The organism is Dongia sp., from assembly GCF_041910485.1.
Lineage (GTDB): Bacteria > Pseudomonadota > Alphaproteobacteria > Dongiales > Dongiaceae > Dongia.
Genome location: NZ_JAYRQR010000045.1, coordinates 65824 through 90333 on the forward strand (window position 1 = coordinate 65824; position 24510 = coordinate 90333).

Here is a 24510-nt window from a genome sequence, read left to right on the forward strand (position 1 = left end):
AATCTGAATTGACTTTATTTTGGAGTTCATTCACTTTTTTCGCAATAAGAAAAACGCGAGGCTTCGCTTCTTTTAGGGAGACGGATGATGATCAGTTCCATGGGTCGACACATGATTTCGCGCCGCCGCGCATTGCAGGCCGGTGCCGGCGCGTTGGCGTCGCTGAGCTTCATGCCGAAGGGCGCGCGTGCCGCGGATGAACTCAACCTGCTGGTCTGGTGCGATCACACGGGTGCGGCCTTGCTGGATCCCTTCGCCGAGAAGCACGGCATCAAGATCAACACCAAGGAGTACGACCTGCCGGGTGTTGCCTACAGCATTCTCGAGCAATCGCAGCCCGGCGATTGGGATGTCTTCGTCGCCGATACCGGGGATATCATGAGCGCCGTTGCCAAAGGCTATCTCGGCGAACTGCCGGATGCGGAAATGCCCTGGGCCGACATCTTCCCGGAATTGAAGCAGCCGGATTCGCATTACAAGGACGGCAAGCTTTACGCGGTACCGGAGAAGTTCGGCTACAACACCATCGCCTTCAACAATACCAAGGTGAGCCAGGAAGAGGCGCGCCAAGCCAAGGTGATGTGGGACCCGAAATATGCCGGCCGCATCGCTATCTATGACTATTACATCCCGACGATGGAGATGGTCGCGATCGCGCTCGGTATCAAACCGCAGGAGATCACCAAGATGCATCTCCCCGCCATCAAGGAAAAGCTGGTGGAGATGAAGAAGCTGTCGTCACTGGTGGGCGACGTGCCGACCACGCAGAACGCGCTGGTTACGGGGTCGGCTGACATTATCGTCGGCGGCGGCGAATTCGCGGTGGCCGGGCTGATGGCCGAGAAGCCGGAACTCGACTGGGTACTGCCCAATGAGGGCGGTGTGCGTTGGTCGCAGTCGATCGGCATTTTCAAGGAGTCGACCAAGAAGGACCTGGCCGTCGAATTCGTGAAATACATTGTCTCGCCCGAGGGTCAGGGCCGTTTGGCCACGGCTGACTGCTATTGGGCGATGCCGTCCAATTCGAAAGCAGACCTCAACGACGAGCAGAAGAAGCGCCTGCGTTGGGACCAGCAGCCGGAATTCATCGCCAAATCCTATCCGTATTTCTTCGGCGATGCGGAGCTGGATGCAGCGATGCAGGAAGTCTGGACGGAAGTGCTCGGTGCCTAAATCCAAACTGCCGGGCTTGAAGAGCTGGGGTCATGCCCCGGCTCTTGCCTGGACTGTCCTGTTTTTCATCCTGCCACTCGTTGCCATGCTGGTGATGAGCTTTTCGGCACGGATCGACGGCAAGATTGAGCTTGTCTGGACGCTCGACAATTACCGCGCCTTCCTGACCCGCGCCGATGGCACCTTCGTCGGCGCCTTGTGGAATTCGATTGAGGTGACGGTGATCACGTCGATCGTCTCTGTCGTGGTTGCTTATCCGCTGGCTTACATTCTCGCCTACAAAGTCCCCAGGCATTGGCAGCGTTTCGCCCTGGTGCTGACTGTCCTGCCGTTTTGGACGTCCTACGTGGTGCGTTCCTACAGCTGGCTGCTGGTGCTGTCGGAGAACGGGATCATCAACCAGTTTCTGCTCTCGGCCGGCATCCTCGACACACCCATCGGCATGGGCAACAGCCGCTTTGCGACCGTGCTGGGCTTCGTTCACTTCTTTGCCATGCTGCTGACCCTCACCATCTACGCCAATCTGGTGCAGATCAAGGAGAGCTACCGCAAGGCTGCAGCCGATCTCGGCGCCAACGGGTGGCAGGTCTTCTGGCACGTGACGCTGCCCTTGAGCCTGCCCGGCGTTTCGGTGGGAGCGTTTCTGACCTTCGTTCTGGCGATCGGCGACTACATCACGCCGCAAATCCTGGGCGGATCGAAGGAGATGCTGCTGCCGCAGGCGGTGATGCTGCAGATCGGGCGGCAGGCGGACTTTCCGCTGGCCTCGGCTCTGTCCATGATCCTGATGCTGGTCATCACGGCGGCGTTCCTGGTCTTCGCCAAGCGCCTCAAGATGGAGCGCGTCTGATCATGAAGGCGCTCGGCCGCGCGGTACCCTGGGTCTATCTCGCCTTGATGCTGCTGTTCATCTTCTTGCCCGTCCTGGTACTGATCCAATTCTCGTTCCAAGGCGGCCTCGCCCCCGTGCCGCCATTCGACGGACCCAGCCTCAAATGGTGGGCGAAGGTATTGGCGAACCGCAAGATCACCGACGGATTGACGAATTCGCTTCTGGTGGGGCTGGGTTCGGCCTTCATGGCGACGGTGCTCGGTTTTCTCGCCGCCTATGCGATGGCGCGGCAGAAGCGGCGCCTAGCCGGCTTCTACCAGTTCCTGCTGATGGCGCCGATCACGGTCTCGTACCTCATCATTGGTATGGGTTTGCAGATCACATTCAACTATCTGGGAATCTCCAAATCGCTGTGGGCCATCGGGATAGGCCACGTAGTGATCAATCTGCCACTCACTTTCGCCATTCTTTATGCCCAGCTCGGCGAGCATCAGGCCAATATCGAGCGGGCCGCCTATGATCTGGGCGCCAAGGATTGGCAGGTCATTCTGCTGGTAACGGTGCCGATGCTGTGGCCGGGATTGCTGGCGGCCTTCTTCATCGCCGCGACTTTGTCCTGGGATGAGTTCGTCATCGCCTTTCTGCTCAGTCGCTTCGACGTGACCCTGCCGGTCGTGATCTGGAGCATGCTGAAATCGGGCCTGTCGCCGGAACTCAACGCCACCGGCACTCTGGTCTTCATCATTTCCATTCTGGCCGTCGGCTTGGTCGAGTTCCTGCTGTGGCGATCGAGGAGAAGCAATGTCTGACCGCGTCGAACTCAGACAAGTGAGCAAGGTCTATGAGGGCGTCACGGTCGTGGAAACCCTTGACCTTTCCATGAAGGCCGGGGAGTTCGTCGTCCTGTTGGGGCCGTCAGGCAGCGGTAAGACCACGCTTCTCAACATGATCGGCGGCTTCGCTGAACCCAGCGCCGGCCAGGTTCTGATCGACGGCATGGACGTGACCGACTTGCCACCGGCCAAGCGGCCGACAGCGACCGTGTTCCAGGATTACGCGCTCTTTCCACATATGAGTCTTGCCAACAATGTCGCGTTTGGCCTCCGGATGCGGCAAGTCCCGAAGGCAGATCGCCTGGCCAAGGCAGCCGAGATGCTGAAACTGGTTGGGCTGGAGGGTTTTGGCAGCCGCGGCGTGCACCAGCTTTCCGGCGGCCAGCGCCAGCGCGTGGCGCTCGCCCGTGCAATGGCCGTAGAACCCAAGGTGTTGCTGCTCGATGAGCCGCTGGGTGCCTTGGATCTTGCCTTGCGCCGGCAGATGCAGGAGGAACTCGTTCGTCTGCAGCGCCGTTCTGGTGCGACCTTCGTCCATGTCACCCACGATCAGGAAGAGGCGATGTCGATCGCCGACCGTATTGTCGTCGTGAATAAGGGGCGTATCGAGGATATGGGGCCCCCGGACCGGGTCTATCTGAGACCCGCCAGTCTCTTCGCTGCCCAATTCATGGGCGAGAGCAATGTGATTGCCGGGCGGGTGGTCGAGTGTGTTGGTCCCGACATCAAGATCGAAACGGCGTTCGGTGCCGTCGTGATCGCGGGCGACGGCACGCCGGGAGCAGCGGTTCATATAGCCCTGCGACCTGAGCAATTGATGCTGACGCCAGTGGCGGACAGTGTCGGCCTCGGTCACGGCACGGTCGCGGAAATGTCGTTTCAGGGAACCCATTGCCGCTGCCATTGCCGGATCGGCAACCTGGATCTCATCCTGCGTGCACCCGTTTCGGCCGGCTTGACGCCGGGCCGTGACGTCGCATTGTATGCGGCCAGAAGCGATCTGGTTCTGCTCCAGCGATAGGAAACCGGTAAATGAACGCACGCCCCCGCGATCTTCAGGCATTCCTGGACCGGTCGCAGGCGGCGATCATTGCCTGCCTGTCGCCGGATGGCGAACCCATGCGGGTTGCGCGCCGGATCGGGGAAGGATTGCGGCTCGATGCGCCGCAAGCGCCCCGGAAGCCCAATCGATTACCGGTCTGTGGCCAGATTGCGGGTGCCTTGCAGACCGCCCGTGCACAAGGTGGCGCGGTCGCGGCCTTAGCCGATTCATTTGCCGCCATCGAGCCGCAACTTGCATGGGACCGCCGTTGGACCGCCAAGCCCGGTGACGCGCCGTTCTATGACGGTCATGCCAATGCGACGATTGTCGGACCGGACGGGCTGGAAAAGCGGGATGATATCTGGATCGGCGTCAGCTTGTTGGCGCCGCATGTACGCTATCCCGATCACCACCACCCACCACAGGAAATCTATGTGGCGCTGTCGTCAGGGGATTGGATGCAGGGTAGCGACGACAACTGGGTCACCCCAGGTATCGGCGGCCATGTCTACAACAGATCGAATATCCTGCATGCCATGCGTTCGCACGATCGGCCGCTGCTCGCGATCTGGAGCCTGTGGGTCACGGACCGGGTTTAGGGCGCCGACTGCCGCTGCCGAAAGGCAAGCTTCTTCACACGATTGCCGCAGCGACTCATCGAGCACCACCGGCGCTTTCCTGGGCGCGAGTGATCGACGAACAGGACCGAGCAGGAATGTTCTTCGCATTCGCGCAGCTTAGCTAGGTCGTCGCTCGTAACCAGGTCGATGGCATCGCGTGCAAGGTCAGCAAGTGCGGCCTCGAAGGCTTTTCCGGCCCGCCAGGCGACATGCCTGGCATCGGCAGAAAGCTGCGGTGCTGCCACGGGCTTTGCCGCCCATTGGTTGACCATGTCGATATCGACCGGCTTCGGTCTTTTTCCTGAATTGGCGGCGGTAACGAGGCGATAAATCGTCTCACGCAATTCCCGGGCCGTCTGAAGGTCGTTCGCGCCGACATGGGCGGGCGCGTCGTACCCCGCTTCGGCAAACCAGCGCGCCAGGTCTTCTGCCTTGCGCCAGCGGTCGAACTTGCGGCCATTCCGCTCGGCCATCGTTGCCGTGAAATTGAGGCAGGAGCGACCGGTATCGAAATGGAAGGCCCAATCGCCTGGTTCGATCGACGCCATGTGGTCGTGTTCTTTCATGGAACTTGTATAACCGGTTCCCCTCTGATATGCAATGGAACCTGTTAAAGGGGTTCCATCGGCGGAGGCAGAGATGTTTGAAGGGTTCGAGCGGCAACGGGTTGCGATCGACGAGACGGACCTCCATGTGGTGACGGGGGGGCAGGGGCCAGCCTTGCTCCTGTTGCATGGTTTCCCACAAACCCATGCCGCCTGGCATCAGATGGCGCCGCTCCTGGCGCGCGATTTCTCACTGATCATTCCGGACCTTCCCGGCTATGGCGCAAGCCGCGGGCCGGTACCGGATGCCGAGCACCGTCAATACGCCAAGAGGAATACCGCGCGGATCATGGCGCGACTGATGTCGATGCTCGGTCATGATCGGTTTTATGTGGCGGGACATGACCGCGGTGCGCGCGTCGGCTTCCGCCTGGCGCTCGATCATCCCGAGCGGGTCAGGGCCTATGCAGCCGTCGATATCTTGCCGACCCTGGCGGTGTGGGAAAACATGGACTGGCAGCATGCGCTGTCGGCCTATCACTGGCCGTTCCTGGCGCAGCCGGCGCCAATGCCGGAGCGCATGATCGGCCATGATCCCGTCTTTTATCTGGATCATCTGATTGAGCGCTGGGCGGGTGATTCCAAGAAGTTGACGCCGGAAGCGCGCGAAGCCTATCGCACCGCCTATCGCAATCCGGATGTCATCGCCGCAAGCTGTGCCGATTACCGTGCTGGGGCAAGTACCGATATCGTCGACGACCGCCGCTCGCGCGACGCGGGGCAGCGGATCGTGGCACCGGTGCTGGCCCTGTGGGGGCGCGACTATCTCGACGATGGGGTTTCGCCGCTGACCGCATGGCGGGCATGGGCCGATGATGTGCAGGATATTCCTTTCGATTGCGGACATTTTGTACCGGAAGAACAACCCCAAGCGTGCGCCGGGGCTTTGGCTGATTTCTTCAAGCTGCATTGACGGAGTGGGGCTTGACGTCTCGTCGCTCCTTGCGTCCTATGCGCCCTGCTTTTGGCAATAGGATGAGCAACCATGCTGTCGGGTATCAATGAATTCGGTCGTCTGAAGCGCGTGGCTATGCGCCGGCCGGCAGACGCCTTTGTGGGCGATGCCAAGATCGATGCCGAGTGGAAGGATCTCAACTATCACACCCGCCCGGACATGACGAAGGCGGTGGCGGAGCATCAGCGCTTTGCCGATATCATCAGGAGCGTTGGCGCCGATATCCTCTATCTGCCGCCCGCCAAGGAACTGACCATGGACGCGCTCTATGTGCGCGATGCGGCGGCTGTTTGCCCCAGGGGCGTCATTCTCGCCAACATGGGCAAGAAGCAGCGGGCGGGGGAGCCGGCAATCCACGGTACCTATTTTGCCGAAACGCAGATTCCCGTGATCGGTGCGATTCAGGGAGACGGCAAACTGGAAGGTGGCGATCTCATCTGGCTGGATGAGAAGACGGTCGCCATCGGCCGTACCTATCGCACCAATGACGAAGGTATTCGCCAGTTCAAGCAATTGGTCGGTCCGGACGTGCATGTCGAAGTGGCGGTGATGCCGCATTACAAGGGACAGAGCGACGTCTTCCATCTGATGTCGGTGATCTCGCCTTTGGACAAGGACCTGCAACTGGTCTATTCGCCGCTGATGCCGATTCCCTTCAGGGAATGGCTGCTGGCGCGGGGGCAAAAGCTTGTCGAGGTGCCGGACAGTGAGTTTGCCTCAATGGGCTGCAACGTTCTCGCCATCGCGCCGCGAGAGGTGGTGATGGTGCAGGGCAATCCCGAAACGAAGGCCCGCATGGAGGCGGCTGGCTGCAAGGTCCATGTGATCGAAGCCGATGCCATTTCGGTCCCGGGCGAAGGTGGTCCCACCTGCCTGACACGGCCTTTGGAACGGGTCTAAATTCCCGACCCCTAACCAACGGGCCGGAATGAGAATTCCGGGCCAGACGAATGAGAAAATGACGCCATCGCGACATTGACGGCGGCGCGAAATCGACAAAAATCAGTCGCCGCTAGGCAGATGGGGCCCCTGAATCGGCCCTAGTCTTGCGGCGACGCGTTCGGGCCGATCTTTCGAGTGGGGTTGCGAGCGTAGGTTAAACGACTTGATCCATAGGGGAATCTGCATGTCGAAGAAGGTCGGCAGCGATATCGAAATCGCCCGCGAAGCCAAAATGAAGCCGATCCGCGAAGTCGCGGCGAAACTGGGGATCAAGGAAGAGCATTTGATGCCCTTTGGCCATACCAAGGCCAAGATCTCGATGGACTACGTCAAGTCGCTGAAGGGCAACAAGGACGGCAAGCTGATCCTGGTGACGGCGATCAACCCGACCCCGGCCGGCGAAGGCAAGACGACGACGACCGTCGGCCTTGGCGATGGTCTCAACCGCATCGGCAAGAAGGCCATCATCTGCCTGCGCGAGCCGAGCCTTGGTCCATGCTTCGGCGTGAAGGGTGGTGCGGCTGGTGGCGGTTACGCCCAGGTCGTTCCGATGGAAGATATCAACCTGCACTTCACCGGTGACTTCCACGCCATCGGCTCGGCCCACAATCTGCTCTCGGCCCTCATCGACAACCATATTTACTGGGGCAATGAGCTGGGCTTCGACACACGTCGCGTCTCCTGGCGCCGCGTCATGGACATGAACGACCGTGCGCTCCGCCAGATCACCAATTCGCTGGGCGGCGTTTCCAACGGCTTCCCGCGTGAAGACGGCTTCGACATCACCGTGGCGTCGGAAGTCATGGCGATCTTCTGCCTGTCGACCGACCTTGCCGATCTGACCAAGCGTCTCGGCAACATCATCGTCGGCTATACCCGCGACAAGAAGCCGATCTATGCCCGCGACCTCAAGGCCGACGGTGCCATGACCGTCCTTCTCAAGGACGCAATCGCGCCGAACATCGTGCAGACGCTGGAAAACAACCCGGCCTTCATTCACGGTGGCCCGTTCGCCAACATCGCCCACGGCTGCAACTCGGTCATTGCCACGACGACCGCGCTGAAGCTTGCCGATTATGTCGTGACGGAAGCCGGCTTCGGTGCCGATCTCGGCGCCGAGAAGTTCTTCGACATCAAGTGCCGCAAGGCTGGTCTGAAGCCGTCGGCGGCCGTGATCGTCGCGACCGTCCGTGCGCTGAAGATGCACGGTGGCGTGGCCAAGGAAGACCTCGGCAAGGAAAATGTCGCGGCGGTGAGGAAGGGCGGCGAGAACCTCGCCCGCCATATCGAGAACGTGAAGAAGTTCGGCGTGCCGGCCGTGGTGGCGATCAACCGCTTCGTCGCCGACACCGATGCCGAGCTTGATGCCGTGCGTCAGCTTTGCGCTGAACTCGGTTCGGAAGCGATTGAGTGCAACCACTGGGCCCTGGGTTCGGAAGGCACCGAGAAGCTGGCTCACGCCGTGGTGAAGCTTGCCGACGGTACCAGCAACTTCAAGCCGCTCTATCCGGACGATATGGGTCTGTGGGACAAGACCCGCACCATCGCCCAGACGCTCTATGGCGCGCAGGGCATCATCGCCGACAAGGCGGTGCGTGACCGCTTCGCCGAGTTCGAGAAGATGGGTTTTGGCCATTATCCGATCTGCATGGCCAAGACCCAGTACAGCTTCTCGACCGATCCGAACCTCAAGGGCGCGCCGTCGAACCATGTGGTGCCGATCCGCGAGATTCGTCTGTCGGCCGGTGCCGAGTTCATCGTCGTCGTCTGCGGCGAGATCATGACCATGCCGGGTCTGCCGCGCGTTCCGTCGGCGAACCATATCCGCCTCAACGACAAGCTTGAGGTCGAAGGTTTGTTCTAAGCCTGGACCATGTCCAATTTGGGCCGGCGCAGCGATGCGCCGGCCTTTTCTTTTGGGGTGTCAGCGGACGCGATGTTCGCTGGGAGCTGCGCCGAAGATGCTGCGGTAGCGGCGCACAAAATGGGATCGCGATGCGTAGCCCGCCGCTTCCGCCGCCGCGCTGATATTGACCGTGCCGCTTTCGAGCAAGCTACGCGCGACGCGCATGCGGGCACTGGCCAGGACCTCGCGCAATGAGGTGCCGTCCTGCTGCAAGCGACGACGCAGTGTCGAGGCGCCCATGCCGATCTTTCCGGCAATCCGCTGCGCCGTCCAGTCCATGGTCGGATCGGCCGCCACCATCCGCGTGATCCGCTCGACCAGCGAGACATCGTACAGCGAGCGCGCCGCCGGATCACCGTGCAGCAGCATCAGAACTTCATTGAGGCGGTGCTTGGCGATCGCCAAAGCCTGATCGGAGGCGGCGAGACTCAGCGCAGCATGGCTGAGCGCGTCGACAAGGGCCGGCGTCAGCTTAACCTCGCCATCGAAATGTCCGCGATGGCCTGCCTTCGTTTCGGCTATGGCGAGGGACGGTGGAACTTCGAGGACCTGGACGCAGAGCGATTCATAGAGGCCGTGACGTTCGTCCGGGATGTTGACGACGTCGACCTTGATGTCCTTGGGCAGGATGAAGACATGGCCGGCGGTATAGCGATGACCCTGGTCGCCGATCCAGAATTCCTTGGCGCCGCTGAGGACGATGCCGATGACCGCATGCGGTGGCTCGAAAGCGACGACGCGCTCGGCGGCAAAACAGCAATAAGTGAACATTTGGCTGCAATGATGATGCATGCCGGGTTGCCCCCCAATCCCGCCAGCCGGTGAGGCGAGGGGGCGAAGGCGAGATAGCAGCTGCTGGCGCAGCGCGTCCTGTTGGCCGAGGTAATTCATGGCTGGAAGCTTAAGGCGGCGGTGATCCGCCGCGCAAACGGGAAGTGAGCGTTTCGGGCACAGAATTTGATCAATTCCGGCACATGCGTTCATGCTGGATTGGCCATCTTGTCTCCACAAACGCGCAATTGGAGGAAGATCATGAAATCGTTTTTGGCGGCTTTGATTGGCATCATCGCCTGCGCCACGGCGTCCACCGCCTCGGCGGCCGATGTCAAACTGTGGCGGCTCGATTGCGGCAGCATCCTGGTGAAGGATCTCAGCGCCTTTTCCGACACGTTCGACTATGCGGGGAAGAGCCGGACGCTGACCGACAGCTGCTATCTCATCCGGCACGATGCCCAATATCTGCTGTGGGATACTGGGTTGCCCGCCGAGCTTCTCAACGCCCCGCTCGACCCGAACGCACCGATGGCGCCGACATTGAAGGCGACGCTGGCGGATCAGTTGGCGAAGATCGATGTTAAGCCGGACCAGATCGAACTGGTCGGTATCAGCCATTATCATTTCGACCACACCGGCCAAGCGGCGGCATTTCCCCAGGCGAAGCTGCTGATGGGCAGCCTGGATCTGGCTGAGATGAAGCGCGATCCGTTACCCTTTGCCGCCGTGCCGCAGCATCTAAAGCCTTGGCTCGCCGACGGCGCGCCGGTCGAGGCGGTGACGGGCGACAAGGATGTATTCGGTGATGGTTCGGTGACGATGCTGTCGATGCCGGGCCACACGCCCGGGAGCTACGCGCTTCTGGTGAGGCTCGCCAAGACCGGGCCGGTGCTGCTGAGCGGCGACATCGTCCATTTCGAGGAGCAGATCAAAGTGAAGGGCGTGCCCCCGTTCAATACCGACCGGGCGGAATCGCTGGCGTCGATGGATCGCCTCACGCATATGGCGAAATCGCTGGGTGCTCTGCTCATCGTCCAGCACGACGCGTCGGATATCCGGAAGCTGCCGGCCTTTCCACGGGCAGCCGATTGATCTTGCTGAAGTGCCTCAGGGGTCGCGAGACACTGTCGGGGCGGGAGCGTCTGAGGCTGAAGCTCAGCGCCCCGCCACGCGGCGATCGGCCGTGACGCCGAAGGGCAGGGCGCCTCGGCGGCGATCTTCCGAAACGACCTGGCGGTAGGGCTGTTGATCGGCCAGGTACTGGGCAGCAAGGTCGCCGGTCCGCTGATCGGCCAGGCAGATCTCCTCAACGCAATCGTCGAGGGCCCGGCGCCAATCCGGTGCTGCCAGTCGAAGCAATCGGCTGGCTGTGCGGCAGTCGAGTTCCGTTCGGCGGGCAGGCGCACCCGTGACGCCGAAGCGATTGGGCGTGATGGGGATGAGCTCCGGCGGTGCCTGGAATGGCGTCGCCTGGCGCAAGGCATGACTGGCGAACTCAAACCAGGTCGCCGTCGGCGCCCCGGCAAAGTGCAGGATGTTGCCGCCGGCAATCTCGCCTTCGATGAGGGCGAGGCCGAGGCGCCGCAGCGCCGCGCAAAGATCGCGCACCGGCGTCGGCCCGGAAATATGATCGTTGGGGACATGCACGCGGCCACCGCGTCGGCCTAGCGACAGCATGGTTTTCAGCATGTTGTGCCCCTTGGCGCCAAACAGCCAGCCAGTGCGCAGGATGGCGAAGTTGGCGCAATGGACGCCCACTTCGGCCTCTCCGGCGGCGAGTGCCTGACCGAACACGCTGACGGCGTCCGGCCGGTCGGTTTCAAGATAGGGGGCACCCTTGTCACCGGCGAAGACCTGATCCGACGAAAGGTGCAGCAAGGGAATGCCGAGCGAACCGGCCGCCTCGGCAAGGTCGCCTACCGACCAATGGCTGCGAGCCTGGGTAAGGACGCGCTGATTTTCGGCGCCGTCGGCCGAGGCATAGCCGATCGTGTTGATGATGAGGACCGGCGACAGGGTTGCGAGGTTCCGGCGCAATCGGTCGATGTTGAGGATCCCCAGCTCCAGCCCGGTCAGGGCGCGGGCTTCATAGCCGGCAGGCCAGATCATGTCGTCGAGTTCCTGGGCGAGGACCGCGTTGCGGCCGGCGATCAGGATGAGCTTGCGGTTTGGCATGGGCGGCTCACCGATAAGCAGGGTCATTGAGTCGATGCGTGAAAGATAGCACCAGATGACCCTGCGCGAAATGGCCGCACAGAAATATTACAGTAAAATCAATACGATAAAGCGAAAATTCGAGACAAATCCGGGGCTGCATCAGGATGGCGGATTAGCAAGAAAAAGGCCGCTGGGCGAACAGCCCAGCAGCCTCTTTCAAGCGAATGCGATCAGCCGTTACGGCTTCGGCGCGCGGGCACCGATGCAGGCGGCGTCATAATCATTCCAGCGCAGTTCGGTATGGCGCCAGTAATCGTTGGTCGGGGCGCTGCCACCGGCCGCCGCGATTTCCGGGTAGTCACCACCGAGCAGGTCGGCGACGGCCGAATCGACCGCAACAGTGTTGCTGCCCTTGTATACTTCGGCAGCGGTCGACGCTTCGGCATCGGCCAAGGTCTTCATTGCCGTTTCGGCATTGCCGCACAGGCCGGACACCTGCTGGTGAATGTCAAACTGCGGCTCGACAGCGCAGGCCGTCAAGGCGAGAGCGCCCAGCACGGGCAAGAAGATCTTCATCATGCGATTACCCCTTTTGATTGGTTTGGAGCGCCGGTCACCAAGCCGAACTTGCGTCGTGCAGGCCCCCGATTCCGGCAAAATCTCTCAAGCGCGGATCAAATCATAATAATAGGTTAACCGCAAGAGTCGAAGTACTTCCGCCCGTTCTGGTCGGTGCTGCCAACCGCTTGTCAAGAAATGGCAATTTCCTTTCAGAAGACCAGATGCTTGGCTTGCTGGACTTGGGGCAGGCCTTGGACATCCTTAAGCAGGGCTGGGGGAATGGGACCGTCGATCTCGACCAAGGCGATGGCGTCCCGTCCCGGGGCCGACCGGCCGAGGGCAAAGGTCGCGATATTGATCCCTTTGTCGCCAAGGAGGGTCCCGAGCTTGCCGATGAAGCCCGGCTTGTCGTCATTCGTCACATAAAGCATGTGCGGCCCAAGTTCGGCATCGATCTTGATGCCCTTGATTTCGACGACGCGCGGCCGCTGGTCGGCAAAGAGCGTCCCGGCGATCGAGCGCGACCAGCGCTCCGATTGGACGGTCAGGCGGATGAGGGTGTGATAGTCGCCCTCGCGATCATGCTTCACCTCCGTCAAATCGATGTTGCGCTCCTTGGCGACGAGTGGCGCGTTCACCATGTTGACGCTGTCCGAGAGAAGCGGCTTCAACAGTCCCTGGAGGATGAGTGCCGTGAGCGGGCGCGTGTTGAGCGTCGCGACTTGGCCCTCATATTCGACGACCACCTTCATGATGCCGGTTTCGGTCGCTTGGCCGGCGAAGGCGCCAAGCTGGTCGGCAAGCTTCATATAGGGTTTGAGCTTCGGCGCCTCTTCGACTGTGACCGAGGCCATGTTCAGTGCATTGGTGACGGCACCATGCAGCAGGAAGTCCGACATCTGTTCGGCAACCTGGATTGCAACGTTGAGCTGCGCTTCGGTCGACGAAGCGCCGAGATGCGGTGTACAGACGACGTTGGGATGACCGAAAAGGATATTCTCCGTCGCCGGCTCGACCGGAAAGACGTCGAGCGCAGCACCTGCCACATGACCGCTGTCGAGGGCGGCCTTCAGATCTTCTTCGACGATAAGGCCGCCGCGTGCGCAATTGATGATGCGGACGCCAGCCTTGCATTTGGCAAGTGCTGCCTTGTCGATGAGGTTCCGCGTCTGGTCCGTGAGCGGGGTATGCAGGCTGATGAAGTCGGCCCGCGCCAGCAGGCCATCAAGTTCGACCTTCTCCACGCCCAGGTCGAGCGCGCGCTCAGGTGACAGGAAGGGGTCGAAGGCGATAACCTTCATCTTCAACCCCTGCGCGCGGTCGGCAACGATCGAGCCGATGTTGCCGCAACCCACCAGACCCAACGTCTTGGCATAGAGTTCGACGCCGACGAAACGCGATTTCTCCCACTTCCCGGCATGGGTCGATTCATTGGCGAGTGGAATATGCCGGGCCAGCGCCATCATCATGGCGACCGAATGCTCGGCCGTGGTGATGTTGTTGCCGAACGGCGTGTTCATGACGCAGATGCCGCGAGCGGTCGCTGCCTTCACGTCGATATTGTCGACGCCGATCCCGGCGCGGCCGACGACTTTCAGATTCTTGGCGGCGGCAATGACGTCGGCGGTGACTTTGCTGGCCGACCGGACGGCAAGGCCATCGAACTCGCCGATGATGGCAGCAAGTTCTTTCGGCTTCATGCCGGTCTTTTCGACAACTTCGATGCCGCGCTCCTTGAAGATCTGCACGGCGGCGGGCGAAAGTTCGTCCGAGATGAGTACTTTGGGCATGGTCAGGCTTCCTTGGCGATCGGGGCGGCATTGGCTTTGACGGTGGCATAGGCCCAGTCAAGCCACGGCAGAAGGGCGGCAACATCGGCGCGGTCGACGGTAGCACCGCACCAGATGCGCAAGCCCGGCGGCGCATCGCGATAGGCGCCGATATCGAGCCCGACCCCTTCCTTCTCAAGCAGGCTCACAATGTCCTTGGCGACGGCCTGCTGCCTGTCCTTGTCTTGCGATGAGAACCACGGGTCTTTGATCTGCAGGCACACGCTGGTGCATGAACGCGTGGCTGGATCTTGGGCCAGGAAATCGACCCAATTCGACTGCTTGGCCCAATCGGCAATCTCGCGCGCATTGGCTTCGCTGCGGGCAATGAGGCCCGGCAGGCCGCCGATCTCTTCGGCCCAATTCAGGGCATCCAGCTGGTCCTCGACGCACAGCATCGACGGTGTGTTGATGGTCTCGCCCTTGAAGATGCCTTCGATCAGCTTGCCGTTCTTGGTCAGGCGGAAAATCTTGGGCAGCGGCCAAGCCGGTTTATGGCTCTGCAGGCGTGCGACGGCGCGCGGCGACAGGGCCAGCATGCCATGCCCGCCTTCACCGCCCAGTACCTTCTGCCATGACCAGGTGACGACATCGAGCTTCGTCCACGGCAGGTCCATCGCGAAGACGGCCGACGTTGCGTCGCAGATGGTAAGACCCGTGCGGTTGTCGGCGATCCAGTCGCCATTGGGCACGCGCACGCCGGACGTCGTACCGTTCCAGGCAAAGACGATATCGTCTGCCGGATCGATGTTCGATAAGTCCGGCAGCGCGCCATAGTCGGCTCGGCGCACCTTGGTCGGCAGATGAAGTTCGTTGATGATGTCGCCTGCCCATTCATCGCTGAAGCTTTCGAAAGCCAGCACGGTGATGGGGTTCGGCCCCAGCAGCGACCACAGCGCCATCTCAACGGCACCCGTGTCCGATGCCGGGACGATGCCAACGCGATAGTCGGCCGGGATACCGAGGATGCGCCGCGACTGTTCGATGACGGCGGCAAGTTTGTCCTTGCCGGCTTTCGAGCGGTGCGAACGGCCGAGCGTTGCGGTCTTGGGGTCGCGATTGTCGAGGAGGGTTGGAGTCCAGCCGGGGCGCTTTGCGCAGGGTCCCGACGAAAATAGCGGCCGAATCGGCCGCTGAAGCGGTCTAGTCATGGCGTTCCTTCCAAACGCTGGCGCTCCGTTGGGGGAGCGTGGCCCACGGCCGATATGGCTCATGCGCCGATCCATGTCAAGCTGGGAATGAAAAGCGTCGCTTCTTGAACGATTGGGGAGGAACAGTCGGCGCGGCGTTTCGATCTTTGCCTTTTGCCTGCCGCTGCACTAGCTTGCGAACCGATGGTTCTCGCGATCCGAAAGGGTCCGGGATTAATAGGGAACGCGGTGTAAGACCGCGGCTGCCCCCGCAACTGTGAGCGGTGAGTGCCCGCCGATCGAGCCACTGGAATGCTGCATTCCGGGAAGGCCGGCCGGGCACTGAGATCCGCAAGCCAGGAGACCTGCCATCATCCGTTGTAACTCATGTGACCGGGCGGTGGGCCCGGCGGAGGCAGATGATGACTCTCGTTCCCAATCAAAGCTGCAATGCTGCTGAACTGCGCGCGTCGTTGGCAGCGCTCGACAGCGTGGTGCACGAACCGGTGCAATTGAAGCTGTTGGCCTGGATCATGGGACTTCCCAATGATCTAGACCCTGCAATAGCGGCGCAACTAGTGCTGGGCAAAACGGTCGATAGCCCCGCAGCGACGATGCAGCCGAGCGGTATTTCGGGTGCTCTTCTAAAACTTGTCGAGACGGTTGCCGAATATCCGCGCGAAAGACTGGCGCAGATGGCGCGCCGTCGCTCGACACTCAACTGACTAATCTCCGTTCTTCAGAACATTCTTCTCGAACCAGCCGGGCGGCCTGAGAAGGCCGTCCGCACGGAAGGTCATGCGCAGCGCCCCGTTCATGTCGGGCCGCTGCCCCTGAGCCCGTTTGGCGCCCAATCTTTCAAAGAACCGAATGTTGGAGCCCCAGGCGAGCAGTGAGACTACTTCAATGTCCGATATCGCCATCGACGTCGCCAGCATCACGAAGAGTGACGAGCCCAACCGCATGTTGCGGATATCCGGTGGAACATAAATCGCCTGCAAGACAGGCTCCGTATCGACGCCGACGATGAAGAAGGAGATGGGATCCCCATTGTAGCGACCGATGGCCATCAGGCTTGCACGGTTTTGATCCAGTGCAGACAGCGCATTGCCCAGCACGGTGGCATCTTCGGGAAAACAGCTCGTGGCAACTGGCCACAAGCGAATAGAGGGTGTCGAAGTCGGCCATGTTCGTGACCGGCGCGACGGCGAATGTATTTTCATTCATCTTGCACCCATATATACAATCGGAACCATATATACGCGTAATAAGAGTGCAGATAAAACGAAAAATGGCGCCGGACTGCGGCGCCATTCTCGACCGATTGTCTACGAAATTACTTCAGCTTGGCAGCGATCTTGGCGACATGCTCGCCCTGGAAACGCGCCATGCCCAGTTCCTGCTCGGAGGGCTGGCGGCTGCCGTCGCCGTTGGCAATCGTGGTCGCACCATAGGGCGAACCGCCTTTGACTTCATCGGTACCCATCTGCGCGGCGCAGGAATAGGGAAGACCGACGATCACCATGCCATGATGCAGCAAGGTGGTGTGGAACGAGAGGATCGTGGATTCCTGACCGCCATGCTGCGTCGCCGACGAGGTGAAGACGCTGCCCACCTTGCCGATGAGTGCGCCTTTGGCCCACAAGCCGCCGGTCTGGTCCAGGAAGTTGCGCATCTGGGATGCAGCAACGCCGAAGCGGGTCGGCGCGCCGAAGATGATCGCGTCATAGTCGGCCAGTTCGTCGACCTTGGCGATGGGTGCGCTCTGGTCGAGCTTGAAGTGGCTGGCCTTGGCGACATTTTCCGGCACCAGTTCCGGCACGCGCTTGACGGTGACATCGGCACCACCCTTGCGCGCGCCCTCTGCAACCGCCGCCGCCATCTGTTCGATGTGGCCATAGCTCGAATAATAGAGAACAAGAACCTTGGTCATGAAAGCCTCACGCAGTTTGGGGAAATAAGTTGGGTGAAGAACGAGTCGGCAGACAATTTGGTCCTTGGCAGGGTTGGCGACAATTCTATCTGTCGTGATAAGATCGTTCACATTTAGATGACAATCGGTAGCCGAAATGGACCAACTTTCTGCGATGCGCACCTTTCGCCGCGTGGTGGAACTCGGCAGCTTCACTGCAGCTGCGCGTGGCCTCAATCTCAGCAAGGCGGCAGTTTCGAAGCAGATTGGTGAACTTGAAGCGCATCTTGGTGCGACGCTCATTCATCGCACCACGCGGCGTCTCTCGGTCACCGAAGTCGGGCATGCCTATTTCGAACGAACGGTCCGTTTGCTCGACGAGATGGAAGAAGCTGATGCGGAGGTGAGGCATTTGCAGGCCGAACCCGCGGGCTCGCTCCGCCTCAGTGTCCCAAATGCCTTTGGTGCCGCTCAGTTTCCGGTGATCATCGGCGAACTGGCGGCACGCTATCCGAAGCTGCGCCTCAGCATTGAAGCCAGCGACCGTTTTGTGGACCTTATCGAAGAAGGCTTCGATGCAGCCATACGCATCCGCACGGAATTGCCGGATTCAAGCCTCGTTGCGCGCCGGCTTTGCACCATTCCACGCTATGTCTGTGCCGCGCCGAAATATCTGAAGCGATTTGGCGAGCCCATGCGGCCGGAGGATCTCAAGGAGCACAATTGCCTGATCTACACGCAATCGCCGGCACCGTTTGATTGGGGCTTCAAGACGGCGCAGGGGCGTAAGACGGTGCGCGTCGGCGGAACAATACAAAGCAATAACGGTGCGCTTCTGCTCCAGCCGCTGATGGCTGGCCTCGGGATCGCTCTGCTGCCGATCTTCTCGATCGAGCAAGAACTCGCCAAGGGAAAGGTTGTGCGTCTGCTGAAGGATGCACCGACTGATGCCGTGACGCTCTATGTGGTCTATCCGCAGAACAGGCACCTCTCGCCCAAGGTCCGCGTTTTTATTGATCTGATGGCCGAATATTTCGGTGAACGGCATCCCTGGATGGATGCAGCGCTTTAGGATCGAATTCAGAGGGCTGACGTGGCCCGACAGATAGATGACAGTTCATCGCGCTATGAAAGTTCGCGGGGTCAGCCAACGCATCTTTGCGAAGCAGCGCGTGCTACACGCGTTACTGGACGTCCTGCTGGTAACTTGCCAATCTTGAAGTGTCGTTCAATTGAAATGGGTTGCATATGAAAACGCGTTTGACCGTGGCGATCCTCCTGCTGGCCGCGCTCCTCGGCGTCGGTCTGTTCTGGGCGTCGTCGCCGACCCATGTTGATGCGGCGGCGCTGCCCATTCACACGCCGGACCTTGCCAATGGCGAGCGCCTCTATCATATCGGCGGCTGCATTTCCTGCCATCATCCAGCCGACGATAGTGGGGCCGACATGAAGCTGCCCTCGGGTGGCGCGCCCTTGGTAACACCCATCGGCACGCTCTATCCACCCAACATCACGCCGGACAAAGCGACCGGCATCGGTGCGTGGACCGACGCGAATTTTGTTGATGCAGTCCAGCACGGTGTCAGCCCGGTGGGCGCACATTACGTGCCTGCGTTTCCATACGTTTCCTATGGGCGGATGAAGACGGAAGACGTGCTCGATCTGCATGCCTATCTGATGACTCTGCCTGCTGTGTCCGCGCCGAGGAAGGAAGACGATATTCCGTTTCCGTGGGTGCTCCGACGCGGCGTCGGCCTCTGGCAAAAGATGGCGGCTTTGCCGCAAATCACCGAAGACTCTTCGCAGTCCGCTATCTGGAATCGGGGTGCTTATTTGGTGAATGGGCCAGGACATTGCGCCGAGTGCCACACGCCCCGAAATGCCATGATGATAATGGACACCGACCAGGCTTTCGCCGGTGGTCCGCATCCGGAGGGGCGCGGCCAAGTCCCAAGCTTGCGCGATTTGATCGGGCGCAAAAAGTATAAGGACGCTGGCGAACTTGCCGATGCGCTGAAGCAGGGTGAGGAAGGCTTCTATAACGATCTGTCGAAGGGCGGCATGGCGGAGGTACAGCATAATATCTCGCTGCTGCCCGATGAGGATATCCACGCCATCGCCGAATATCTCTCCAGCCTGAAATAGAGAAGGCGGCGTGGGGTGTCCACGCCGCCTCTCCAACTGCGCGCCTTGACGCCGCTGTCAGTTGGTCTTTTCGCGATAGGCCTTGTGGCAGGCACCGCAGGCGCCGCCGACCTTTTCGAACTGCGCACCAACCGTCGCGATATCGCCGCCACCGGCTGCGGAGACCAGCAGATTCGCTTCGTCCTGCAGGGATTTCCCCTTGGCGGTGAAATCGTCCCAATTCTGCCAAATGTCAGCCTTGGCCTCGTCGTCCGGCGTATCGGAGCCTTGCGGGAACAAGTCGGGGATCTTGGCGGCGATTTCGGCAATTTTCTTGGCCGGATCGGTTGCATCGGCGGCGGGCCCACCGGCGCTGATCAGATCCTTGATGGCCTTCATGCTCTTGCCCATTTCTTTCATTGCGTCTTCGCGCGGCGATTCCGCGGCAACCTGTGCCGCGCCGCCCAGCGCGAAAAGTACCGCCGCGACGCCCAACATCGACTTCACGTGCTTCATTTGGCTTTTCCCTCCGATTTCAGGGTGTTGGCTGCTCCCTAAGGGGGTGAAGTATGCCGTCTTCAACCTGACAGGGCGATGAAGACGGATATGGTTCACGTTTTTGTGAATATGTAGGACTTTTTTGACGTGAATTGAGCAAATTGTCATTAAACCGTCATTATTTATCCAGCCTCAGCCTGATTAGGATCGCGCCGGATGCGGTTGGGACAATGAAAAATCACGAAATCGAGCTGAAGCTGGTTCTGCCGGAAGGCGTTCCCGCCCCGAAACTGACTGTCTTGCGCGCCCTCCTTGAGGTCGGCAAGCCAAGCCACCATCAATTCGAAACGACTTATTTCGATACGGGCGATGAATGGCTGAAGCGCCACGGCATGGCCTTGCGCATTCGCCGCGCGGGCGGGCGGCGCATCCAGACGTTGAAGGCACCGGGCGAGAAGGTCGATGGCCTGCAATCCTTCTTGGAGTTCGAAGCGGAAATCAAAGGCACGCGACCTCTTGCTGAGGCGATCGCTGATGCCAAGCTGCGGAAGAAATTGCAGAAGGAAGGCGTGTTCAAGAAGCTGCGCGCCGTCTTTACCACGCATTTCGAACGGTCGGCCTGGATGGTCATGCGTGGCGGCAGCTCGGTCGAGGTTGCATTCGACCGCGGTGAAATTGCCGTACGCGCCAACAAAGTGCCCATCGCCGAAATCGAGCTGGAACTGAAGAGCGGCGAACCGGCCGACCTGTTCCTGCTGGCTGAACGGCTGGCCGATGATATCCCGGCGCGGCTTGGGCGCTCGACCAAGGCGGCGCGTGGTTATGCCCTCGCCCAGGGAACGCGCGCTCTGCCCATTCGGGCGGAGCCGCTCACGCTGATGCGCAAGGGGACGGCGGCCGATGCTTTTGCAGCACTTGCCCGGAACTGCCTCGAGCAACTCCGCGCCAACGAGGCAGCGATCGAGGAATCTGAGGATGACGAGGCGATCCACCAGTTCCGGGTTGCCATTCGCCGTTTTCGCGCCGGGATCGGTGCCTTCCGCGAATTGATCGATGATGGTGCCCACGCCGTTATGTCGATCGATCTGCGTTGGTTGCAACGCGAATTCGGTCCGGCGCGCGATCTTGATGTTCTGATCGCCGATACGCTTCTGCCGATGCAGCGGCGCTTGCAAAACCAGCAGTCGATCGGTGCGCTCGTGACGCTTGCCGAGACGGCCCGGGCTGAGGCGCGGCGGCGGGCGCATCTGGCTCTCGGAAATCCCCGCTATACTGTCATGTTGCTGCAGATCTACCGGCATCTACTGACAAGTTCATGGCGCGGCCACACCGACGAGGCCCTTGCCGTGATCGACCAACCGGTGCGTGACTTCGCCGACAATTGGCTCGCTCGCGCGCACAAACGGCTTGTCAAACTGGGTGGCGAGCACGGCCAATTGTCCGAACCGGAGATGCACCGTCTGCGCCTTCTTGCCAAGAAGATGCGCTACGGCGCGCAGGCGTTCCAGTCGCTCTATCCGGCCAAGAAGGCCGAGAAGTACCTGCTCCATTTGGGCCTCATCCAGGACCATCTTGGCTCGCTCAACGATGCCGTCGTGGGGCGACACTTGCTGGTCGATCTGATTGATCGACTGAGCCGGGAAAGCGGCCTGTCACCGGCCGATGCGGCGTACCTGCGCGGCGTGGTTTTGGGTTGGCAGAATGCCCGCATCGCGCGCGATCTCGGCGGTTTCGAGGAAACCTGGGAAACGTTCCGGGCGCAGAAGAAATTCTGGGGCGAGCGTTAGTCTTTCGACATTTCCTTGGGGCAGGCGAAATGCACCAGACGCCCCTGTTCACCATCGATATCCTGCCAGGAATCCACGTTGAACTCGATGATGGCGACTGCCCCGGTCGGGAACTTCTCCTGCATCCTGGCAAGCTGCTTGGGGTCGCCCTCGCCAGCCAGCCAATGCGCCAGGCTGCCGATGCCTGGGTTGTGGCCGATGAGCATGAGCGTCGCCGCCTTCTCCTGGGCGATGGCCGCGAGGATCTCGCGCGGAAGGGCCATATAAAGGCTCTCCAAACGGCGTGTTTGGGTCGTTTTCGGGAGGTACTCAGATACCAGTTCGAGCGTCTCTGTGGCGCGGGCCGCTGTTGAACAGAGGATCAGATCAGGGCGCACGCGGTTGCTTTTCAGCCAGCGCCCCATGGCAGGTGCTGCTGCCCGGCCGCGATCCGACAACGGCCGGTCATGGTCGGGAAGATCATCGGCATCCCAGGCCGATTTCGCATGCCGCATAAGGATCAGTGTCTTCATTCTGTCATCAAATTGAAGTAATTGATTTATATGGAATACCCAGCATCAAGTAGCTGGCTTATACTGTAGAAGAGCCGCCGTACCAACACCAGCGGCGGCTTCGAGAAAGCAGCGGCCGGCAGTAGCTTCAACGTGAACCGGACTAGGATAGGGACCTGCCTGTGGACGACGCACAATTGGTTGAACAGAAATACCAGCCGGACGCGCTCAATCGTTTCATCAACCGGGAACTTTCCTGGCTGGCCTTCAACGAGCGCGTGCTCCAAGAGGCCGGAAACCGCGCGCACCCGCTGTTGGAACGCGTTCGCTTCGTTTCGATCTCGGCCAACAATCTCGACGAATTCTACATGGTGCGCGTCGCGGGTCTGCGCGGGCAGGAGCGCGCCAACGTGAACGTCATTTCCGCCGACGGGCTGACGGCGACGCAGCAGCTGGCGGCGATCAACCAACGTTCCGGCGAACTGATGCGCACCCAGCAGACGCATTGGCGATCCTTGCGCGAGGAGCTGCGCGAGAACGGCATCTCGGTGATCGAGCCATCGGAAGTGACTGGCGCGGAGATGGAATGGCTCGACAACCATTTCATGGATCAGATCTTCCCCGTGCTGACGCCGATGGCGGTCGATCCGGCGCATCCGTTCCCGTTCATTCCCAACCTCGGCTTCTCGGTCGTTCTAGAGCTGCGTCAGCAGAGTGACGGCAAGCCGATGCGGGCGCTGATCATGTTGCCCAACTTGCTGCCGCGGTTCGTGCGCCTGCCGGGCCGCGATCCCTATAACGTGCGCTTCCTGACGCTGGAATCCGTGGTCGGCCTTTATCTTGATCGCCTGTTCCCCGGCTTCGAGGTCATCAGCAAGGGCTACTTCCGTCTCATCCGCGACAGCGAAATTGAGGTTTTGGAAGAGGCCGAGGATCTCGTCCGCCATTATGAAACAGCGCTGAAGCGACGCCGTCGCGGCATGGTGATCCGCCTCAAGGTCAATGCCGAGATGCCGGAAGATCTGCTATCGTTCGTGATCGACGAACTTGATGTCGACCGCGAGGATGTGTTCGTCCTCGATGGTCTCATCGGCCTTGCTGCGACGTCGCAGCTCATCATCGGTGACCGGCCGGACCTCAAATTCCAGACCTTCAATCCGCGTTTTCCGGAGCGCATCCGCGAGATGGGCGGCGATTGCTTCGCTGCCATCCGCACCAAGGACATCGTCGTTCATCACCCATACGAGAGTTTCGACGTGGTCGTGCAGTTCATCTTGCAGGCCGCGCGTGATCCCAACGTGGTGGCGATCAAGCAGACGCTCTACCGCACCAGCGATGACAGCCCCATCGTCAAGGCCCTGATCGAAGCAGCCGAAGCCGGTAAGTCCGTCACGGCACTGGTTGAGTTGAAAGCGCGTTTTGACGAGGCTGCGAACATCCGCTGGGCACGCGATCTGGAACGGGCCGGGGTGCAGGTCGTCTATGGCTTCGTCGCACTGAAGACCCATGCGAAAGTGTCGATGGTGATGCGCCGCGAGGGTGGCGGACTTAAAACATACGTCCATTTCGGCACCGGCAACTATCATCCGATCACAGCCAAGGTCTATACCGACCTCAGCTTCTTCACCAGCGATCCAGGCCTGTGTCACGACGGCGCGCGGCTCTTCAATTACATGACCGGTTATGCGCGGCCACAATCCACTGAGAAGATTGCATTCGCCCCGAGCACTCTCCGCACGACGATCCTGAAGCTCATCGACGATGAAATCGAGCATGTCAAAGCGGGTAGGGCTGGCGTCATCTGGGTGAAGCTCAATTCACTGGTGGATAGCGGCCTCATCGACGCGCTATATCGCGCAAGCCAAGCGGGCGTCAAAGTGCTGCTGATCATCCGCGGCATTTGCTGCCTGCGTCCGGGGGTGAAGGGCCTGTCCGAGAATATCCGAGTCAAGAGCATCATCGGCCGCTTCCTGGAGCATTCGCGCATTATGTGCTTTGGAAACGGGCACGCGCTGCCGTCGCGGCACGCAAAGGTCTTCATTTCCTCGGCCGACTGGATGCCGAGAAATATGGATCGCCGTCTGGAAATTATGGTGCCGATCGAGAATCCGACGGTGCATCAGCAGGTCCTCGACCAGATCATGATGGCCAATCTGAAGGACAATCTTCAGAGCTGGGAGTTGGATTCGGAAGGTGTCTACCATCGCCTTGCTCCCGCCGACGGAATCGTCGGCTTTAGCGCCCATACTTATTTCATGACCAACCCCAGCCTCTCTGGCCGAGGCTCGGCTCTCAAGAAGCAGAAGAAGATCTCCAAACTGGATTTGCCGAAGGCCTAA

At 60.6% G+C, this 24510-nt stretch carries 25 protein-coding genes and 1 riboswitch; of the genes, 15 read left to right on the forward strand and 10 right to left on the reverse strand.

All coding sequences use genetic code 11. From position 1 onward, the window contains the following. Positions 1-84: 84 nt before the first annotated feature. The 5 genes from ACE3PP_RS14500 to ACE3PP_RS14520 are packed head-to-tail and all read left to right on the forward strand — an operon-like array spanning position 85 to position 4479. On the forward strand, positions 85-1173 hold the full coding sequence (locus ACE3PP_RS14500; protein ID WP_374383500.1) for a PotD/PotF family extracellular solute-binding protein: 1089 nt from the start codon (positions 85-87) through the stop codon (positions 1171-1173). Continuing rightward, the gene (locus ACE3PP_RS14505) at positions 1166-2023 is read left to right on the forward strand and encodes an ABC transporter permease (protein WP_374383502.1); all 858 of its coding nucleotides are present in this window, start codon (positions 1166-1168) and stop codon (positions 2021-2023) included. The genes ACE3PP_RS14500 and ACE3PP_RS14505 overlap by 8 nt, the downstream gene beginning before the upstream one ends. Positions 2024-2025: 2 nt before the next feature. Next, positions 2026-2814, forward strand: coding sequence for an ABC transporter permease (locus ACE3PP_RS14510; protein WP_374383504.1), 789 nt, complete (start codon positions 2026-2028; stop codon positions 2812-2814). After that, positions 2807-3859: an ABC transporter ATP-binding protein gene (locus ACE3PP_RS14515; RefSeq protein WP_374383506.1), complete on the forward strand. Its 1053-nt coding sequence runs from the start codon at positions 2807-2809 to the stop codon at positions 3857-3859. The genes ACE3PP_RS14510 and ACE3PP_RS14515 overlap by 8 nt, the downstream gene beginning before the upstream one ends. An 11-nt stretch (positions 3860-3870) precedes the next feature. Continuing rightward, positions 3871-4479 (forward strand): dimethylsulfonioproprionate lyase family protein, encoded by a 609-nt coding sequence (locus ACE3PP_RS14520; RefSeq protein WP_374383507.1) that lies wholly within the window; start codon positions 3871-3873, stop codon positions 4477-4479. On the opposite strand, the gene ACE3PP_RS14525 is transcribed toward ACE3PP_RS14520, so the two are convergent. Then, positions 4476-5066 carry an ABATE domain-containing protein gene (locus tag ACE3PP_RS14525; RefSeq protein ID WP_374383509.1) on the reverse strand — a complete coding sequence of 197 codons (591 nt, stop codon included), beginning with the start codon at positions 5064-5066 and terminating at the stop codon, positions 4476-4478. The genes ACE3PP_RS14520 and ACE3PP_RS14525 overlap by 4 nt on opposite strands. A 73-nt stretch (positions 5067-5139) precedes the next feature. On the opposite strand from ACE3PP_RS14525, the gene ACE3PP_RS14530 reads away from it, so the two are divergent. The 3 genes from ACE3PP_RS14530 to ACE3PP_RS14540 all read left to right on the forward strand — a co-directional run bounded on the left by ACE3PP_RS14530 (position 5140) and on the right by ACE3PP_RS14540 (position 8866). Beyond that, positions 5140-6018 carry an alpha/beta fold hydrolase gene (locus ACE3PP_RS14530; RefSeq protein WP_374383511.1) on the forward strand — a complete coding sequence of 293 codons (879 nt, stop codon included), beginning with the start codon at positions 5140-5142 and terminating at the stop codon, positions 6016-6018. Positions 6019-6090: 72 nt separating this feature from the next. Continuing rightward, positions 6091-6960, forward strand: a complete 870-nt coding sequence (locus ACE3PP_RS14535; RefSeq protein ID WP_374383513.1) for a dimethylarginine dimethylaminohydrolase family protein — start codon at positions 6091-6093, stop codon at positions 6958-6960. 226 nt (positions 6961-7186) lie between these two features. Continuing rightward, positions 7187-8866, forward strand: a complete 1680-nt coding sequence (locus ACE3PP_RS14540; protein ID WP_374383515.1) for a formate--tetrahydrofolate ligase — start codon at positions 7187-7189, stop codon at positions 8864-8866. A 60-nt stretch (positions 8867-8926) separates the two neighbouring features. Here the strand turns inward: ACE3PP_RS14540 and ACE3PP_RS14545 are convergent, their stop codons facing one another. Beyond that, the gene (locus ACE3PP_RS14545) at positions 8927-9799 is read right to left on the reverse strand and encodes a helix-turn-helix domain-containing protein (protein WP_374383517.1); all 873 of its coding nucleotides are present in this window, start codon (positions 9797-9799) and stop codon (positions 8927-8929) included. Positions 9800-9940: 141 nt separating this feature from the next. On the opposite strand from ACE3PP_RS14545, the gene ACE3PP_RS14550 reads away from it, so the two are divergent. After that, a complete protein-coding gene (locus ACE3PP_RS14550) occupies positions 9941-10774 on the forward strand; it encodes an N-acyl homoserine lactonase family protein (protein WP_374383519.1) in 834 nt (277 codons plus the stop codon). 63 nt (positions 10775-10837) lie between these two features. On the opposite strand, the gene ACE3PP_RS14555 is transcribed toward ACE3PP_RS14550, so the two are convergent. Then, positions 10838-11857, reverse strand: a complete 1020-nt coding sequence (locus tag ACE3PP_RS14555; protein ID WP_374383521.1) for an NAD(P)-dependent oxidoreductase — start codon at positions 11855-11857, stop codon at positions 10838-10840. 55 nt (positions 11858-11912) lie between these two features. Between ACE3PP_RS14555 and ACE3PP_RS14560 the strand changes: the two genes are divergently transcribed. Further along, positions 11913-12119 (forward strand): hypothetical protein, encoded by a 207-nt coding sequence (locus ACE3PP_RS14560; protein ID WP_374383523.1) that lies wholly within the window; start codon positions 11913-11915, stop codon positions 12117-12119. Here ACE3PP_RS14560 and ACE3PP_RS14565 read toward each other — a convergent pair. From ACE3PP_RS14565 to ACE3PP_RS14575, 3 genes are all read right to left on the reverse strand, one after another. Further along, complete coding sequence (locus ACE3PP_RS14565; protein ID WP_374383525.1) at positions 12077-12418, reverse strand: hypothetical protein; 342 nt, start codon at positions 12416-12418, stop codon at positions 12077-12079. The two genes, ACE3PP_RS14560 and ACE3PP_RS14565, sit on opposite strands and share 43 nt — an antisense overlap. Before the next feature lie 191 nt (positions 12419-12609). Further along, positions 12610-14190 (reverse strand): phosphoglycerate dehydrogenase, encoded by a 1581-nt coding sequence (gene serA, locus ACE3PP_RS14570; protein WP_374383527.1) that lies wholly within the window; start codon positions 14188-14190, stop codon positions 12610-12612. 2 nt (positions 14191-14192) lie between these two features. After that, complete coding sequence (locus tag ACE3PP_RS14575; protein WP_374383529.1) at positions 14193-15380, reverse strand: phosphoserine transaminase; 1188 nt, start codon at positions 15378-15380, stop codon at positions 14193-14195. Between the two features lie 167 nt (positions 15381-15547). Next, a riboswitch (cobalamin riboswitch) is annotated at positions 15548-15747 on the forward strand. Between the two features lie 31 nt (positions 15748-15778). Between ACE3PP_RS14575 and ACE3PP_RS14580 the strand changes: the two genes are divergently transcribed. Then, positions 15779-16084 (forward strand): hypothetical protein, encoded by a 306-nt coding sequence (locus ACE3PP_RS14580; protein WP_374383531.1) that lies wholly within the window; start codon positions 15779-15781, stop codon positions 16082-16084. Here ACE3PP_RS14580 and ACE3PP_RS14585 read toward each other — a convergent pair whose 3' ends face one another. After that, positions 16085-16477 (reverse strand): hypothetical protein, encoded by a 393-nt coding sequence (locus ACE3PP_RS14585; protein WP_374383533.1) that lies wholly within the window; start codon positions 16475-16477, stop codon positions 16085-16087. A gap of 218 nt (positions 16478-16695) precedes the next feature. Then, positions 16696-17292, reverse strand: a complete 597-nt coding sequence (gene wrbA / locus ACE3PP_RS14590) for an NAD(P)H:quinone oxidoreductase (protein WP_374383536.1) — start codon at positions 17290-17292, stop codon at positions 16696-16698. Positions 17293-17428: 136 nt separating this feature from the next. On the opposite strand from wrbA, the gene ACE3PP_RS14595 reads away from it, so the two are divergent. Both ACE3PP_RS14595 and ACE3PP_RS14600 read left to right on the forward strand, forming a co-directional pair. After that, positions 17429-18343 (forward strand): LysR family transcriptional regulator, encoded by a 915-nt coding sequence (locus ACE3PP_RS14595; RefSeq protein WP_374383538.1) that lies wholly within the window; start codon positions 17429-17431, stop codon positions 18341-18343. 176 nt (positions 18344-18519) lie between these two features. After that, positions 18520-19416 (forward strand): cytochrome c, encoded by an 897-nt coding sequence (locus tag ACE3PP_RS14600; RefSeq protein ID WP_374383540.1) that lies wholly within the window; start codon positions 18520-18522, stop codon positions 19414-19416. A 57-nt stretch (positions 19417-19473) separates the two neighbouring features. On the opposite strand, the gene ACE3PP_RS14605 is transcribed toward ACE3PP_RS14600, so the two are convergent. Next, a complete protein-coding gene (locus tag ACE3PP_RS14605; protein ID WP_374383542.1) occupies positions 19474-19911 on the reverse strand; it encodes a cytochrome c in 438 nt (145 codons plus the stop codon). 212 nt (positions 19912-20123) lie between these two features. On the opposite strand from ACE3PP_RS14605, the gene ACE3PP_RS14610 reads away from it, so the two are divergent. Then, positions 20124-21680 carry a CHAD domain-containing protein gene (locus tag ACE3PP_RS14610; RefSeq protein ID WP_374383544.1) on the forward strand — a complete coding sequence of 519 codons (1557 nt, stop codon included), beginning with the start codon at positions 20124-20126 and terminating at the stop codon, positions 21678-21680. Here the strand turns inward: ACE3PP_RS14610 and ACE3PP_RS14615 are convergent. Then, positions 21677-22192 carry a histidine phosphatase family protein gene (locus tag ACE3PP_RS14615; protein WP_374383546.1) on the reverse strand — a complete coding sequence of 172 codons (516 nt, stop codon included), beginning with the start codon at positions 22190-22192 and terminating at the stop codon, positions 21677-21679. The two genes, ACE3PP_RS14610 and ACE3PP_RS14615, sit on opposite strands and share 4 nt — an antisense overlap. A gap of 161 nt (positions 22193-22353) precedes the next feature. On the opposite strand from ACE3PP_RS14615, the gene ACE3PP_RS14620 reads away from it, so the two are divergent. Continuing rightward, complete coding sequence (locus tag ACE3PP_RS14620; protein ID WP_374383548.1) at positions 22354-24510, forward strand: RNA degradosome polyphosphate kinase; 2157 nt, start codon at positions 22354-22356, stop codon at positions 24508-24510.

Bases quoted from the DNA above. Each gene is read 5' to 3' on its own strand.
- ACE3PP_RS14500 (WP_374383500.1), top strand. From the start codon at position 85: ATGATGATCAGTTCCATGGGTCGACACATGATTTCGCGCCGCCGCGCA.
- ACE3PP_RS14510 (WP_374383504.1), top strand. From the start codon at position 2,026: ATGAAGGCGCTCGGCCGCGCGGTACCCTGGGTCTATCTCGCCTTGATG.
- ACE3PP_RS14515 (WP_374383506.1), top strand. From the start codon at position 2,807: ATGTCTGACCGCGTCGAACTCAGACAAGTGAGCAAGGTCTATGAGGGC.
- ACE3PP_RS14520 (WP_374383507.1), top strand. From the start codon at position 3,871: ATGAACGCACGCCCCCGCGATCTTCAGGCATTCCTGGACCGGTCGCAG.
- ACE3PP_RS14525 (WP_374383509.1), bottom strand. From the start codon at position 5,066: ATGAAAGAACACGACCACATGGCGTCGATCGAACCAGGCGATTGGGCC.
- ACE3PP_RS14530 (WP_374383511.1), top strand. From the start codon at position 5,140: ATGTTTGAAGGGTTCGAGCGGCAACGGGTTGCGATCGACGAGACGGAC.
- ACE3PP_RS14535 (WP_374383513.1), top strand. From the start codon at position 6,091: ATGCTGTCGGGTATCAATGAATTCGGTCGTCTGAAGCGCGTGGCTATG.
- ACE3PP_RS14540 (WP_374383515.1), top strand. From the start codon at position 7,187: ATGTCGAAGAAGGTCGGCAGCGATATCGAAATCGCCCGCGAAGCCAAA.
- ACE3PP_RS14545 (WP_374383517.1), bottom strand. From the start codon at position 9,799: ATGAATTACCTCGGCCAACAGGACGCGCTGCGCCAGCAGCTGCTATCT.
- ACE3PP_RS14550 (WP_374383519.1), top strand. From the start codon at position 9,941: ATGAAATCGTTTTTGGCGGCTTTGATTGGCATCATCGCCTGCGCCACG.
- ACE3PP_RS14555 (WP_374383521.1), bottom strand. From the start codon at position 11,857: ATGCCAAACCGCAAGCTCATCCTGATCGCCGGCCGCAACGCGGTCCTC.
- ACE3PP_RS14560 (WP_374383523.1), top strand. From the start codon at position 11,913: ATGACCCTGCGCGAAATGGCCGCACAGAAATATTACAGTAAAATCAAT.
- ACE3PP_RS14565 (WP_374383525.1), bottom strand. From the start codon at position 12,418: ATGATGAAGATCTTCTTGCCCGTGCTGGGCGCTCTCGCCTTGACGGCC.
- serA (WP_374383527.1), bottom strand. From the start codon at position 14,190: ATGCCCAAAGTACTCATCTCGGACGAACTTTCGCCCGCCGCCGTGCAG.
- ACE3PP_RS14575 (WP_374383529.1), bottom strand. From the start codon at position 15,380: ATGACTAGACCGCTTCAGCGGCCGATTCGGCCGCTATTTTCGTCGGGA.
- ACE3PP_RS14580 (WP_374383531.1), top strand. From the start codon at position 15,779: ATGATGACTCTCGTTCCCAATCAAAGCTGCAATGCTGCTGAACTGCGC.
- wrbA (WP_374383536.1), bottom strand. From the start codon at position 17,292: ATGACCAAGGTTCTTGTTCTCTATTATTCGAGCTATGGCCACATCGAA.
- ACE3PP_RS14595 (WP_374383538.1), top strand. From the start codon at position 17,429: ATGGACCAACTTTCTGCGATGCGCACCTTTCGCCGCGTGGTGGAACTC.
- ACE3PP_RS14600 (WP_374383540.1), top strand. From the start codon at position 18,520: ATGAAAACGCGTTTGACCGTGGCGATCCTCCTGCTGGCCGCGCTCCTC.
- ACE3PP_RS14605 (WP_374383542.1), bottom strand. From the start codon at position 19,911: ATGAAGCACGTGAAGTCGATGTTGGGCGTCGCGGCGGTACTTTTCGCG.
- ACE3PP_RS14610 (WP_374383544.1), top strand. From the start codon at position 20,124: ATGAAAAATCACGAAATCGAGCTGAAGCTGGTTCTGCCGGAAGGCGTT.
- ACE3PP_RS14615 (WP_374383546.1), bottom strand. From the start codon at position 22,192: ATGAAGACACTGATCCTTATGCGGCATGCGAAATCGGCCTGGGATGCC.